We start from the raw sequence: 14,647 nt of genomic DNA on the forward strand, positions 1-14,647 counted from the left end.
CATGAACACGCTTCCAATTATCGACGCTCCTAACTGGTACGAGAGCATCCGCATGGGCGATGGCGTGACGCTGATCCACGAGCCGTGGATCAAGCCGTTCTTCCGCTGCAACATCTGGCATGTGCGGGGCCGCGACCGCGACCTGCTGTTCGACACCGGCCTCGGCCATTTCAGCCTGCGCCGCCACGTACCGCTGGTCACGGAACGCAAGCTCACCTGCGTGGCCAGCCACACGCATTTCGACCATATCGGCTGCCATCACGAATTTCCCGACCGCTGCGTGCACCCGGCCGAGGCCGAGATCCTCGCCGACCCGCGCAACGAATGGACGGTTGCCGACCGCTATGCCACCGAGGAGATGTTCGACGGCATGCCGCAAGGCTGGGACACGAATCGCTACCGGATCCTACCCGCACCAGCCGGCCGGTTGCTCGAACAAGGCGACATCGTCGATCTTGGCGACCGTACCTTCGAGGTCATCCATACGCCCGGCCATTCACCCGGCGGCATTGCGCTCTACGAAAACAGGACGGGCATCCTGTTTTCCGGCGACATCATCTATGACGGCCCGCTGATCGACGATGTCTATCACTCCGATATCGACGACTATGTCGAAACGCTGCTGCGCATGCGCGATCTCGATGTCTCGGTCGTGCATGGCGGCCATTTCCCGAGCTTCGGCAAAATCCGCTATCGCCAGCTTGTCGACGAGTATCTCGCGCAGAAGCGCCAGGCCGGCTGCCATCTGCTCGCCCGATAGGGACTAGCGTTGTAGCGTCAAAGCGCCCTTTGCGGGCAGGGTGTGCCCGCCGCGTCGCCGCAGCGTGAGGCCGTGGGCTCGGGTCTAAAACTCTTTTCCTCCGACTGACGCACCAGTTCCGCGAAAGCCAGGGCAAAACTTGCCAGCATCAGGAAGACGATAATCAAGCGTGCCAGCGGCAATAGATCGGCCTCGACTGGTTAGCCCCACGCCGCCCATCCACTGCCGGCTAACATGATCGATACGGCTTTACGAGAGTTTAAGGCAGGTCTTAACCATCACATCATTTTGTCCCCCGACATGATGCGCGAGCGCGCCTGTTTGGCCGCCATCTCAAGACACCTCCCTCCCTTTGCAGAAATGCCCGCCCATGCTAACCCGGCGCTGGCGCGACCCCGCAACCGGTCGCCACCAATCGGTCGTTGCCAATCGGTTGTCGTTGAGAGCCATGAGCAAAACCGCCAGCCGTTTCGCCTTCGTCTCATCCGGTACAGCCGACGCCAATGCAGCGCTGGAAAGCCTTTCGGCACGCTACGGCCAGGCATCCGTCGAGGATGCCGGGATCGTCGTGGCGCTCGGTGGCGACGGCTTTCTGCTACAGACCCTGCGCGAGACGATGAGCACGGGAAAGAGGGTCTACGGCATGAACCGTGGCACCATCGGTTTCCTGATGAACGAATACCGCGCCAGCGGCTTGACCGGGCGCATCGCGGCTGCGGTCGCCGAAACGATCCGTCCGCTGGAGATGCAGGCGGTGACGGCGGAGGGTGAGACGATTTCGGCGCTGGCGATCAACGAGGTCGCGCTCTGGCGCCAGTCCTACCAGACCGCCAAGATCCGCATCACCGTGGATGGGCAAGAGCGGCTGGAGGAATTGCACTGCGACGGCGTTATGATTGCGACGCCGGCCGGCTCGACCGCGTATAATCTGTCGGCGCACGGGCCGATCCTGCCGCTCGACGCTCCGCTGCTGGCGCTGACCCCGGTCAGCCCGTTTCGTCCGCGCCGCTGGCGCGGCGCGCTGCTGTCCAACAAGGCGATCGTGCGTTTCGACATTCTGGAGCCGGAAAAGCGGCCGGTGAATGCCGCCGCCGACCACACCGAGGTCAAGGCAGTGACGACGGTCACGGTGAGGGAATCGCCGACGGCGACGGCGACGCTGCTGTTCGATCCCAACCATTCGTGGAACGAGCGCATTCTCGCCGAACAGTTCCGCTACTGAGCCGGCGCAGCAGCCACTGCGCAAATTAAGCATCGCGATTAAGGTTACGACTTCACAATCGCGCCAATGCCGCCCGTTTGTGTTGACAAATCGTAGGCTTGCGCCTACCTGCAATACCAATCTTGCAGGCGCGCGGCGCTTGCCGCGACTGCCTATGTTGCGCCCCCGAACCAGCCAAAGACAGCCAAACTTGTCCTCAGACACCCAGATCGCTCAAGAAGCGTTGACCTTCGCAGACCTCGGCCTGTCGCCGAAGGTCCTTTCCGCAGTTACCGATGCCGGCTACACCGAGCCGACGCCGATCCAGGCTGGTGCTATCCCGCACGCCTTGCTCGGCAAGGACGTGCTGGGCATTGCCCAGACCGGCACCGGCAAGACGGCGTCCTTCGTCCTGCCGATGCTCACCCGACTGGAAAAGGGCCGCGCCCGCGCCCGCATGCCGCGTACGCTGATCCTCGAGCCGACGCGCGAGCTAGCCGCGCAGGTCGAGGAAAACTTCGTCAAATACGGCAAGAACCACAAGCTCAACATCGCGCTGCTGATCGGCGGCGTGTCCTTCGACGAGCAGGACAAGAAGCTCGAGCGCGGCGCCGACGTGCTGATCGCGACTCCCGGCCGCCTGCTCGACCATCGCGAGCGCGGCAAGCTCCTGCTCAATGGCGTCGAGATCCTCGTCATCGACGAGGCCGACCGCATGCTCGACATGGGCTTCATCCCCGACATCGAGCGCATCTGCGAGATGATCCCGTTCACCAGGCAGACGCTGTTCTTCTCAGCGACGATGCCGCCGGAGATCACCAAGCTCACCGAGAAGTTCCTGCACGCGCCGGTGCGCGTCGAAGTGTCGAAGGCTGCATCGGCCGCCACCAACATCATCCAGCGGCTGGTGAAATCCGGGCCAAAGCCTTGGGACAAGCGCGAGACGCTGCGCAATCTGATGAAGGCCGAGGATGCCGAGCTGAAGAACGCCATCATCTTCTGCAACCGCAAGGTCGAGGTGTCGGAGCTGTTCCGCTCGCTGCTGAAATATGATTTCGACGCCGGCGCCCTGCACGGCGACATGGACCAGCGCGCGCGCATGCAGATGCTGGCCAATTTCCGTGACGGCAAGCTGCGCTATCTCGTTGCTTCGGACGTCGCGGCGCGCGGCCTCGACATTCCCGACGTCAGCCATGTCTTCAACTACGACGTGCCGATCCACGCCGAGGATTATGTCCACCGCATCGGCCGTACCGGCCGCGCCGGACGCTCCGGCAAATCCTTCACCATCGCGACCAAATCGGACACCAAATACATCGACGCCATCGAACGGCTGATCGGCACCAAGATCGAGTGGCATGACGGCGACCTGTCGACGGTCGTCGTCAGCGAAGGCGGCGAGGATGAGGCCCCCCGCCGTGGCCGTGGTGCGCCACGCCGCGCCGGGCGCAAGGACGACGCCAAGGACAGGGGCGAGCGCAAGCCGCGTGAACGCCACGCCAAACGTGGCGAGGAAACGGCGCCGGAAGCGGTGAGCGAGGAACAGCCGGTCGTGGCCGAAGCCGCGGTCGCCGACATCGGCGAGCGGCGTACCCGCAAAGAGGCGATCCGCTCGGAAAACAGCGAGCGCCAAGCTTCACCTGAACGGAAGGCTTCGCCCGATCGCAGCGAGCGGCGCGCGCCGGAACGCGGCGATACCAGGCCACAGCGCGAGCGCCCTGCCCGTCAGCGCCAGGAAGACAATGACGCGACCGTGGGCTTCGGCGACGACATGCCGGCCTTCATGCGGATCGTCGCCAAGGTCTGATACCACAGCGCTCGCGCGTCCCGCCGACGCGCGAAGCACGAAGCCGGCATAAGACGGCCTCGCCTCACGCTGAGATGGCGTTAGTCCGGCAGGCCCGCCTTGCGAAGGCCTTCGATGTACCTGCTGCGATCGTCCGGTCGATAAAACGGCGGCAGCACCTCGGCAAGATTCGAAAGCCGCAGCGAGGGATCGAGCTCGCAGACCCGGGCCATCATCTGCTGCGCTTCCGACAGGCGCCCCGCAAGGGCATGACTCGCCGCCACTACACGCATCGCGCTCACGTAGTTCGGTTGGTACCGCAGCGACTTTCCCGCCCAAGTGACGGCGTCATCGTAGTGGCCGGCACAAAACTGAGCGAGCCCGGTGTTGAATTGCCAAGCGAACAGGCGTGGATCCAATGGGCTTAGGCGCATGGCAAGCGCGGCGTGCTCGACGGCCTTGCCTGGCTCGCCAAAGCAAGCCCTGACCCAGCTGCTTAGGCCCCACGCGGCCGCTAGATTCGGGTTGAGAACGAGCGCGCGATCGATGCAAGCCGCACTGTCGTCAAGGTCGCCACCTACGTAGCCGAGCACGTATCCACCGAAGGAAAGCGCAATCGCATCGTCCCTTCCGAGTTCGACCGCTCTCCTGGCCAGTCGAGTAGCCTCGGCATTCTCTTTCGCGCGGTCGACCATCCAGCCGTTGCTTTTTCGGGTAGCGTAGCACCGCGCCGCCCGCGCATAGGCTGCGGCAAACTCCGGGTCACCGTCGATCGCCTTCATGAAGAGGCGCAAGGCATCGTCAATGGCCGACCTACTAGTGATCGTCCGGTCAAAGGCCGCCAGCCCGCGGAGATAGTAGTCATAGGCGTCGAGGCTTTCAGTCGGTTTGCGTTTGGCACGCTCGATCTCAGCCTCCTCCATTTTCGGTGTGATTGCGCCGACAATGCTCGAGGCGACCTGGTCCTGCAGATCGAAGACTTCGGCGAGCGCTCCGTCAAAACGGTCGGCCCAGAGATAGGCCCCTGTCGAGGTGTCGATGAGCTGCCCGGCGATGCGCAGGCGGTCGCCAGCCCGGCGAACACTTCCCTCGACCACATAGCGCACGCCCAGCTCACGCCCGACCTGCTCTATGTCTACGGACCGTCCCCTGTAGGTGAAGCTCGAATTCCGTGCGACTACGAACAGGTGACGAAAGTGAGCCAAGGCCGTGACAATGTCTTCCACCATACCGTCGGCAAAATATTCCTGCTCCATATCACCGCTTAGATTCTGAAACGGCAGCACCGCTACCGATGGGTGGTCGTCGCGCCTCGTCGGGGCCGCCAGAACCTGCGCCAGTGATGCGACGCCGGAGCTTGGCTCCGGCCGCGGACGTTCAGGTCGTTCACGGGACTGCAGAGAAGCCGCCAGCGAGCTTGTCTGCTCCTCAGGCTCTGCATTCAGATGTTTTTTCAAAGCTGCGCGGCACAGCTCGAACTGGCGCAAGGCGGCGTTTTCGTGACCTCGATGAGCGTGGATCCGGATCAGCGCCCGATGGGCCGCCTCCGCCGTCGGATCCGAGGCGAGCAATCTCTCCGCGAGCCCTTCGCAGGCCGTCTCTTCCGCTGAGCCCGGTGCGGGCAGCGCCAGGCTCAGCCGATCGACCAACTGCAGCGCCTTGCGCTGATACTTGCTCAGATAAGGTCTGAACCACTCGTCCAGTTCGTCAGGAATGGCTTGCCCGGCAAGCAACTCACCGCGGTAGATATCGGCGGCGAAGGCGAGATCAGTGGTCCGGCCCTCCTCCAGCTTCCGGTCGAAGATCGAGATGTCCGCCTCATCCGGACCGGCAATAAGCGCGATGGTTTCCTGATCCCCATCGATGTAGACGGTTGCATCCGAGCTGGCGGGGAACGTGCGCCTGATGTCGACCAGCGCCTGACGCAAACTATTGCGGGCCTGACCATTGCTTCGCCCCGGCCAAAAGGCTTCGGAAAGCTGCTCGCGACGATGGCCGCGGCGGCCTGCGAGAACCAGAGCAGCAAAAAGAAGCGAAGTCTTGCGTGTGGCGAACCGGACGGGCCGGCGCTCCGGGGAAGTAACCTCCAGGCCACCAAGCAACCGGATGCGCACAAATCGTCTCCAGACTTCGACCGCAGCGACAGAATAGCATCTCGGTGGATCGATTTAACACCGATTTAACGGCGGATCGTCGGACTCCTCCCAATTGTTCACACACAGCCGAACAGTCCGAAAACGCCTGCGTGGCACGCTCCCATCCGCAAACTCGAAATGGGAGACCAAAACAATGGCTCACACGGAAACTCGCGCCGCCCGCGGCATGTCCAAACGCTTGCTTGGGTCTGGCTTGAAAAGCGCAGCAATGATGATCGCTGCCTTCACGAGATGGCGGCGGACCGCCGCAAGACGCAGGGCACTGGCAGATTTGACGATCGATCAGCTGAAGGACATCGGTCATTTGGAGGTCCATCAACCAGCACTCGACGCCGTCAAGGCAGTTCTGATCACGAACTTGATATCGATGAGGTAAGATCGGCGCTCAGTTTGGTTTGGGCCCTAAAGGTTCCTGAGCTCCAGGCGAGATGCCAACAGGTCCAGAAAAGCGCGTACTTTGGCCGAGGACGACCTGCCTTCCGGCCACACGGCATGTATCGGCACCGGCACCGGCTCGAATTCGGTCAGAACCAGCTCCAGGCGGCCATCGTCCACCAGGTGTGTTACCTGCCAAAGCGGGGAGTAGCCCAAACCCAATCCGTGAACCGCGGCTGCATAGATCGATATCATCAAATTCGACCGGAAGGTGCCCGCGACCTTCACCGGCCGGGGCTTGCCTTCAATCTGAAACATCCATTCGCCCGGGCGGCCGTCAACGGTTCGTACGATGCATTCATGCTCACGCAATTCGAGCGGATGGGCCGGTCGGCCGCGTTGTCGAAAGTAGGCAGGTGCGCCGAACACGACGCGCCGCAACGCCCCCAGCCGCTTCGCCCGTAGACTGGAATCCGGCAAATCGCCGATCCGGACCGCCAGATCGAGACCCACGGCATCCAGATCGACAAATTCATCGGAAAGCTGGAGGTCAACCTCAACCTGGGGATATGTCCGCATATAGTCGGCGATGACCGGCATCAGGAAATCCGGGCCGAACAGAACCGGGGCACTCACACGCAGGATGCCGGACGGCTCGGATCGTCGGTTGGCCGCCTGAAGCCTGGCTTCGTTTATTTCCTCGATGGCGGGCTTGATGCGTTGGAAAAAGGCCGCACCGGCTTCGCTCGGCGTCGAGCGGCGCGTCGTCCTGTGCAGAAGCTCGACCCCGATGGATTCCTCCAATGTCGCCAAAGACCGACTGACCGACTGCAGTGAGCGGTTCAGCCGGCGTGCGGCAGCCGTCAGGCTGCCATGCTCGACAATGGCAATGAAGGCTTCGAAATCATCTATCCGGCTCATCGCGTATTTCTCCCGAAAATCGGGATAAACTATCGCCACATCGATCAATTGTAACGCAGTTCGCTAGATTTTATCTTCCCTGCACAGGCCGAAAGGCAGACTCGAGGGAAGGAGATCGTCATGCGAACACCCAGTCCAACCGTCCTGGTCGTAGGCGCCGCAGGCCGCGTTGCCGGTTTGGTGGTGCCTGAACTCGTCCGCCGCAATGCCAGGGTTAGAGCGCTTGTTCGTGACGCCGCGGCTGCCGAAAAAGCCCGGAAAGCCGGGGCATCCGAGATCGCGATCGGTGATCTGCGCAACCATCAAAGCCTTGAACAGGCCGTCGAAGGTGTCGACGGTGTCTTCCACATCGGGCCGGCCTTTGCTCCCGACGAAGCCGCCATGGGGGTTGCCATGGTTGAGGCAGCGGCGCGAGCAGGCGTTCGGAAATTCGTCTTCTCATCTGTGATCCAGCCCACCAATACGAGGCTGGAAAACCATGCAAGCAAGGTACCGGTCGAAGCTGCCCTCTATTCGACGAACATGGAATACACCATTCTGCACCCGGCCAATTTCATGCAAAATATCGCGGCGGCCTGGCCGTCCGTCGTCGAGCATGGCGTTTTCGCCGAGCCGTTTCCAAAGACGGCGAAGCTGGCCCGCGTCGACTATCGCGACGTGGCTGAAGTGGCAGCGATCGCACTGACCGAAACGCGTTTGTCCTATGCGACCCTCGAGCTGTGCGCCGACGGTATGCACAGCCGCGAAGAGGTCGTTGCCATGATCAGCGAGGCGCTTGGCCGGCCGGTTTCAGCAGGCGAGCCGACATTTCAGGACTGGGCGGCGAAAGCCCGCCTTCCCTATACCGACCGGCAGTTGCAGATGCTGGCCAAAGTACACACCCACTACGCCAAATACGGCCTCGGCGGGAACAGCCTGGCGTTGCGCGCCGCGCTTGGCCGCGAGCCGCGTTCGCTGCGAAGCTTCATTCGGGAATTGGCGCTGCCGGTGGCACATGCCGCCTGATCGTCCTCACAATAACGCTTACGCACACTTTCTGATTAGGAGATTTCGATGCAAGCATCACCGGACCGAGCCTTCAAATTGAGAAAGCTGCCGCCCTCCTACGGCGCGGTGGTGATGCCGTTGGTTCTTTCGATTCTGATGTCCTCGATTGTCTCGGCGGTTTCGACGGCAATCGGCGCAGGCTGGACGGACGGGTTTATTGCGGCCTGGAGCTATGCATGGGGCGCTTCATGGCTTGTTGCGTTTCCCAGCCTGCTGATTGTGCTTCCGATCGTGCGCCGGATCGTTGCCGCGATTGTCGATCAGCCGGCCCGGTCCTGATATCACAAACGCAGCGCGCCGGCGGCCGGCGGTCCGGCATAACCATTAGAGCGGCCCCGTACGGAGCCGCTCTCGGTTCATGCGCTTGCCTCAGGTGAGCGGCGACAGCTGGATCTCGACGCGGCGGTTCTGAGCCCGGCCGGCAGCGGTCGCGTTGGAGGCGATCGGACGCGTCTTGCCGAAGCCGGTGACGGCGAAGCGGCGGGAATCGACGCCCTGCCCGGACAGATAGTTGGCGACCGCCAGGGCGCGGCGCTGCGACAGGTCGAAATTGTGCTCGTCGCCGCCGGTCGAGTCGGTGTGGCCGAACACGTCGACGGTGGTCTGCCGGAACTTTTTCAGCACAAGGGCAACCGAATTCAGCACCGGATAGAAACCAGCCTTCACCGCATCCTGGTCGACGTTGAAGGTGATGTCGGACGGCATGTTGAGGATGATCTGGTCGCCGGTGCGGGTGACGCTGACGCCGGTGCCCTCAAGCTGCCGGCGCAGTTCGGCCTCGTTCTGGTCCATGGTGGCGCCGATGGCGCCGCCGGCAAGCGCACCGATGCCGGCGCCGATCAGCGCGTTGCGGCGGTCGTTGCCGCCGGCAAGCATACCGAGCCCGGCACCCGCCAGCGCTCCCAGACCGGCGCCGGCAGCGGTGTTGGAAACCTTCTGCTCGCCGGTGTAGGGATCGGTGGTGCATGCGCTCACAAGCACAGCCGTCGCCACGACGGCGAGCACAATCTTTTTCATATGGTGGTCCCTCTCCATTCCACGGCCGCGCAACGGCGTACCGCATCAGCCCTTCCAGCGACTTGTAACATGAAATGCGGCGAAAAGCGGACCAGCAAAAGCCGCTGCCGCCGCTTTCCCCGGCTCATTCCACCCGGCTGCCAGCGGCTCGCGCGACCACCGCAATTCGACCGTCTACCAGAGGTTCTTGCCGTCGATGACCACCACTTCGACCTTGTCGAGATCGAAATAGTCGAACAGCCGCGAATTCACGCTGATCTTCGGATTGTCGAAATTCGGCTCGCCCGTCGACCAGTCCGGCGTTTCGGTGAAGGTGCCGCAGCCGCAGGTGGCGCAAAAACCGTGTTTTATGGTTTTCGATCCCCATCGGTAGAACGAAACATTCTCGGGCGGGCTGGTAAGCCTGAATTGCGATGGCGGGTAATAGGCCCACAACGACCCGCGTTTCGAACAGAAGGAACAGGTGCATCGCGTCACCGTCTGCGGCGCTTGCGAAACCTCGAACGTCGTCGCCTTGCAGTGGCAGCTTGCCTTGATGGTCATGGATTAGTCCCTCACAATGCCCGCCGCCCCTACGGCAAGGCACCATAAAGAAACGCTCCTGACAACTCTCCGTCAGCAGATCTGTCGTCTGCAATGCGCAGTTTCAAAAGTGTTGTAACCCAATCGAGGGCGTGTCGATCCCAAAAACCCTGCACACCCTCGGGTCAAGCCCAAGGGCAAGCTTTTGGGGGCGACATGCATCAATAGGACGATGGCGGCACGAACAGACAGATGGTCTTTCCGTCATTGGCGCCGGCGACCGAGCACCAGTGATATGCGCCGTCGGGCGAATTCTTGATGCGCTTGTCGCTATAGGCCACGACTTCGCCTGTCCCCTTGATGACATAGCCTTCGGGGCGCTCGCCGATAGATATCGGCGCAACCTCGCGGCAGTCATAGCCCGAGCAGCAGGAGAACGGATAGCTCCAGCCTTGCGGCATGGCCGCGGTCGGCTTGGCATCATGCGCCAGAGCAGGCGCCGCGAATGGCATCGCGGCAGCTATCAAAACCACTGCCGCGACAAGGGAATTCAGAAATCGGCGCGCCGTGTGAACGGCATGGGCCGGTCTGGTTGTAAGAGCAGGCATGGGCGCAGTTCCTATCAACGGTTGTCAAGCATCTCGCTTGCCCGTTCCCGGAACGTGTCTTCCCAGTGGCCGGATCGTCAGGTCGCAGATACGCCGCGCCCGGCCATAAATGCTTTTTTCCTCCCCAGCGCTTGGATGCTGGGCTGATTCCTTGGTCGGCGCAAGGAATTGCTGTCGCAAACCGAACGCCGACCTCTGCGGCCGGAACCAGCCTGCCGGCCGGGTTGACGAGACTGGTACGATCACCCCCGGCAGCGAGGGTTGCCAATAACGGAATTCGGCTCGCAGTGGTTCCGGGCTCGGCACCGGCAGGCTCGAAGCATTCGCGTCAAAAGCGGAAATCGATTTTGGAAATTCTGATGAAAAACAAAGTTGTAGAACGACAGGTAAGTTCAAGCTGAGAACTCGTCACTCTCGCGCCGTGGCCGTAACTCTCGCGTGATGGATTGAAATTGCCGGGTTGGTGCCCGCCTTCAGTCGATGTCGGCCACCGTTTCTCCGGCGCCACCCTCGATGCGCTGCGACAGCGAGGCCTCCATGAAATCGTCGAGGTCGCCGTCGAGCACGCTCGACGGGCTGGTGCTCTCGACGCCGGTGCGCAGATCTTTCACCAGCTGATAGGGCTGCAGCACGTAGGACCGTATCTGGTGGCCCCAGCCAATATCGCTCTTCGACGCTTCGGTGGCGTTCGCCACCGCTTCGCGTTTCTTCAGCTCTTCCTCGTAAAGCCGCGAGCGCAGCATTTCCCAGGCCTTAGCCTTGTTCTTGTGCTGGGAGCGCTCCGCCTGGCAGGCAACCGCGATGCCGGTGGCGAGATGGGTGATGCGGACCGCCGAATCGGTGGTGTTGACATGCTGGCCGCCCGATCCCGAAGAACGATACGTGTCGATACGGACGTCAGATTCGGAAACGTCGATGTCGATCGTATCGTCGATGACGGGATAGACCCAGACGCTGGCGAAGGAGGTGTGGCGGCGCGCATTGCTGTCATAGGGCGAAATACGCACGAGACGATGCACGCCGGATTCCGTCTTCAGCCAGCCATAGGCGTTGTGGCCCTTGATCAGCAGCGTGGCTGACTTGATGCCGGCCTCTTCGCCGTCATGCACTTCCAGCACCTCGACCTTGAAGCGGCGGCGCTCGGCCCAGCGCGTATACATGCGCAGAAGCATCGAGGCCCAGTCCTGGCTTTCGGTGCCGCCGGCGCCGGCATGGACTTCCAGATAGCTATCGTTGGCGTCCGCCTCGCCCGACAGCAGCGTTTCGATCTGGCGCGCCTTGGCCTCGCCGCGCATCGAGCGGATCGCCGCCTCGGCCTCCGCGACGACGCCCTCGTCGCCCTCTTCCTCGCCAAGCTCGATCAGGCCGATATTGTCTTCCAGAGCCTGGGTGAGGCCTTTGACCGCGGCAATGCCTTCCTCCAGGCCCTGACGCTCGCGCATCAGCTTTTGCGCTTCCAACGGCTCGTTCCAGAGGCTCGGATCCTCGGCGCGGACATTCAGGTACTCAAGCCGCTTTATGGCCTGGTCCCAGTCAAAGATGCCTCCTCAGCAGGGTGATCGCCTGCCTGATCTCGTCGACAATATTTTGCGTTTCCGCGCGCATGGCTGGCTGTTCTGTCCTGTTGCTGAATGGCGGTTTGGTGGCGCGATACATAGGGACGGCAATGTCCCCTGTAAAGCACCGGCCCCTGTAAAGCGGGATGGGCCGGCTCGACCATGATCGTCAAGCCGGCCCGACCGGATGTAACGATTGTCAGTAGAGCCCGCCGCCGCCCGACTGGATAGCCTGGTTGGCCTGCGGCGACAGCGCCCCGCCGGTGGCGTTGGAGCCGTCCGCACCCATGCCGATCACCCAATAGCTGTCGGCGGGACCGGTACCCGGCTTGAAGGCTTCGATGATGGTTCCGGCGTCACCCTCGTTGGCCCGCATGCCGGTCTTGCGATTGATCGCAATCAGCTTCATGCCTTCGGGAACCTTGAAGTCGACATTGGGCGTGCCGTCCAGCGCTACGCGCATGAAATCCTTGAAGATCGGCGCAGCAAGGCCGCCGCCGGTCGCGCCCTTGCCAAGACCTTTCGGCTGATCGTAGCCCATATAAAGGCCGACAACGAGGTTCGGCGTATAGCCGATGAACCAGGCGTCCTTTTCGTCATTGGTCGTTCCGGTCTTGCCGGCGATGTGACGGCCGAGTTCGTTGATGGTGGCGCCGGTACCGCGTTGAACGACGCCCTCCATCATCGATGTGATCTGGTAGGCGGTCATCGGATCGAGCACCTGCTCGGAATTGTCGACCAACTCCGGCTCTGGCTGGTTCTGCCATTCTGCGGCGTTGCAGTTTGAGCAGCCGCGTTCGTCCTGCCTAAAGACGGTCTTGCCGTAGCGGTCCTGGATGCGGTCGATCAGCGACGGCTTGATCGACTTGCCGCCATTGGCCATGATCGAATAGGCCGATACCATGCGCATCACCGTCGTCTCGCCGGAACCCAGCGCCATCGGCAGATACGGCGCGAGATGGTCGTAGACGCCGAAACGCTCGGCATACTCCACGACCAGTTTCATGCCCATGTCGTTGGCAAGCCGCACCGTCATCAGATTGCGCGATTTCTCGATGCCGGAGCGCAAGGTCGCCGGACCGGCCACCGTTCCGTCGTAATTCTTGGGCGTCCAGGTCGTGTTGCCGCTCTGGATGGTGATCGGCCCGTCCATGATCACAGAGGCGGGCGTATAGCCATTGTCGAGGGCGGCCGAATAGACGATCGGCTTGAACGACGACCCCGGCTGGCGCATGGCCTGCGTCGCCCGGTTGAACTCCGACTGCGCATAGGAGAAACCGCCGACCATGGCCAGGACGCGTCCGGTATGCGGATCCATGGCGATCAGGCCGCCTTCCACTTCGGGAACCTGGCGCAAGCTGTAGCTGTTGTCCGAGCCGTCGTTCCTCTGCACGAAAATCACGTCGCCCGGCTTCAGCACGTCGGCCGGCGACTTCGCCTTGACGGTTTTGCCGTCGACCACGTGGCGCATGGCGAAGCTCATGTCTTCCTTGCTGACGGTGCCTTCGAGGCGGTCCTTGACGATTTCGCCGGAGATCTGGCGCGTCGGCTGCAGGCCGATGGACAGGCCGGTGGCCGAGCTATCGAGCACGACAGCAAGCGACCATTCCGGCACGTCCTCCAGTCGCTTGACGTTGCCCAGCGGCACGCCCCAGTCGCCGGAAACATCGATGCTCGTGACCGGCCCGCGGTAGCCGCGCAGCGTATCGAACTTCATGAGACCGTTCTGCATGGCCTTGCGGGCAATCAACTGCATCTTCGGATCGAGCGTGGTACGGACGGAAAGGCCGCCCTCGTAGAGCGCATTCTCGCCGTAGCGCGCGATGATCTGGCGACGCACTTCCTCGGTGAAATATTCCCCGGCGAAGAGATAGTTGCCGGTGCGGCGCGGCGTGACGCCGAGCGGCTCGGCCTTGGCCTTCTCGCCTTCTTCATGGGTGACGTAACCGTTCTCGACCATCTGGTCGATGACCCAGTTGCGGCGCTCCAAGGCGCGATCGGCATGCTTGAAGGGATGATAGTTGTTCGGCCCCTTCGGCAGAGAGGCAAGATAGGCAGCCTCGGCCACGGTGAGCTCGTTCACCGATTTGTCGAAATAGGTGAGCGCAGCACCGGCGACGCCATAGGCACCGAAACCGAAGAAAATCTCGTTGAGATAGAGCTCGAGAATGCGATCCTTCGAATAGGCCTGCTCGATGCGGAAGGCGAGGATCATCTCCTTGATCTTGCGCTCGTAGGTCTGGTCTGAAGACAACAGGAAGTTCTTCGCCACCTGCTGGGTGATGGTCGAGGCGCCGACCTGGCGCTTTCCCGAGCCAAGATTCTGCAGGTTGACGACAATGGCGCGGCCAAGGCCGGTCACGTCGATGCCGGGATGATTGTAAAAGTTCTTGTCCTCGGCCGACAGGAAGGCCGCCTTGACTCGATCCGGGATCGCCTGAATCGGCAGATAAAGCCGCCGCTCACGCGCATATTCGGCCATCAGCGCGCCATCCGACGCGTGGATGCGGGTCGTCACCGGCGGCTCGTATTTGGCCAGCACCTCGTAATCGGGCAGGTCCTTCGACAAATGGCCGATATAGATCGCCACGCCCGCCGCGACCAAAAGGGCCAGCGTCGTGCCGATGCCGAAGAAATAGCCAATGAGACGAATCATACCCGCTCCAGTCCTTGGTTCGGGAATTTCCTAAACGAAGCC

At 62.2% G+C, this 14,647-nt stretch carries 12 protein-coding genes; 5 read left to right on the forward strand and 7 right to left on the reverse strand.

What is annotated here, in order from left to right:
- Position 1 precedes the first annotated feature (1 nt).
- From NKH89_RS15375 to NKH89_RS15385, 3 genes are all read left to right on the forward strand, one after another.
- The gene (locus NKH89_RS15375; RefSeq protein WP_352496187.1) at positions 2–760 is read left to right on the forward strand and encodes an MBL fold metallo-hydrolase; all 759 of its coding nucleotides are present in this window, start codon (positions 2–4) and stop codon (positions 758–760) included.
- Positions 761–1,208: 448 nt separating this feature from the next.
- A complete protein-coding gene (locus NKH89_RS15380) occupies positions 1,209–1,982 on the forward strand; it encodes an NAD kinase (RefSeq protein ID WP_352496188.1) in 774 nt (257 codons plus the stop codon).
- A gap of 190 nt (positions 1,983–2,172) precedes the next feature.
- The gene (locus tag NKH89_RS15385) at positions 2,173–3,768 is read left to right on the forward strand and encodes a DEAD/DEAH box helicase (protein ID WP_031193535.1); all 1,596 of its coding nucleotides are present in this window, start codon (positions 2,173–2,175) and stop codon (positions 3,766–3,768) included.
- A gap of 80 nt (positions 3,769–3,848) precedes the next feature.
- Here NKH89_RS15385 and NKH89_RS15390 read toward each other — a convergent pair whose 3' ends face one another.
- Positions 3,849–5,861 carry a BTAD domain-containing putative transcriptional regulator gene (locus NKH89_RS15390; protein WP_352909257.1) on the reverse strand — a complete coding sequence of 671 codons (2,013 nt, stop codon included), beginning with the start codon at positions 5,859–5,861 and terminating at the stop codon, positions 3,849–3,851.
- Positions 5,862–6,305: 444 nt separating this feature from the next.
- Positions 6,306–7,238 (reverse strand): LysR family transcriptional regulator, encoded by a 933-nt coding sequence (locus NKH89_RS15400; RefSeq protein ID WP_352909351.1) that lies wholly within the window; start codon positions 7,236–7,238, stop codon positions 6,306–6,308.
- 81 nt (positions 7,239–7,319) lie between these two features.
- Here NKH89_RS15400 and NKH89_RS15405 point away from each other — a divergent pair, with 81 nt between their 5' ends.
- Positions 7,320–8,204 (forward strand): NmrA family NAD(P)-binding protein, encoded by an 885-nt coding sequence (locus NKH89_RS15405; protein ID WP_352909258.1) that lies wholly within the window; start codon positions 7,320–7,322, stop codon positions 8,202–8,204.
- Positions 8,205–8,252: 48 nt separating this feature from the next.
- Complete coding sequence (locus NKH89_RS15410; protein WP_023717491.1) at positions 8,253–8,525, forward strand: DUF2798 domain-containing protein; 273 nt, start codon at positions 8,253–8,255, stop codon at positions 8,523–8,525.
- 90 nt (positions 8,526–8,615) lie between these two features.
- On the opposite strand, the gene NKH89_RS15415 is transcribed toward NKH89_RS15410, so the two are convergent.
- The 5 genes from NKH89_RS15415 to NKH89_RS15435 all read right to left on the reverse strand — a co-directional run bounded on the left by NKH89_RS15415 (position 8,616) and on the right by NKH89_RS15435 (position 14,605).
- Positions 8,616–9,263: a YiaD family glycine zipper/OmpA-like lipoprotein gene (locus tag NKH89_RS15415; RefSeq protein ID WP_023717490.1), complete on the reverse strand. Its 648-nt coding sequence runs from the start codon at positions 9,261–9,263 to the stop codon at positions 8,616–8,618.
- A gap of 174 nt (positions 9,264–9,437) precedes the next feature.
- Positions 9,438–9,806, reverse strand: coding sequence for a GFA family protein (locus NKH89_RS15420; RefSeq protein WP_352791694.1), 369 nt, complete (start codon positions 9,804–9,806; stop codon positions 9,438–9,440).
- A gap of 200 nt (positions 9,807–10,006) precedes the next feature.
- A complete protein-coding gene (locus tag NKH89_RS15425; RefSeq protein WP_023717488.1) occupies positions 10,007–10,393 on the reverse strand; it encodes a hypothetical protein in 387 nt (128 codons plus the stop codon).
- A gap of 473 nt (positions 10,394–10,866) precedes the next feature.
- A protein-coding gene (gene prfB / locus NKH89_RS15430) for a peptide chain release factor 2 (protein WP_352496193.1) occupies positions 10,867–11,998 on the reverse strand; the annotation gives its coding sequence in 2 pieces (ribosomal slippage) (positions 10,867–11,931 and positions 11,933–11,998; 1,131 coding nt in all).
- 150 nt (positions 11,999–12,148) lie between these two features.
- Positions 12,149–14,605: a penicillin-binding protein 1A gene (locus tag NKH89_RS15435; protein WP_023717485.1), complete on the reverse strand. Its 2,457-nt coding sequence runs from the start codon at positions 14,603–14,605 to the stop codon at positions 12,149–12,151.
- Positions 14,606–14,647: the final 42 nt, after the last annotated feature.

Source organism: Mesorhizobium sp. M0923, from assembly GCF_040319365.1.
Lineage (GTDB): Bacteria > Pseudomonadota > Alphaproteobacteria > Rhizobiales > Rhizobiaceae > Mesorhizobium.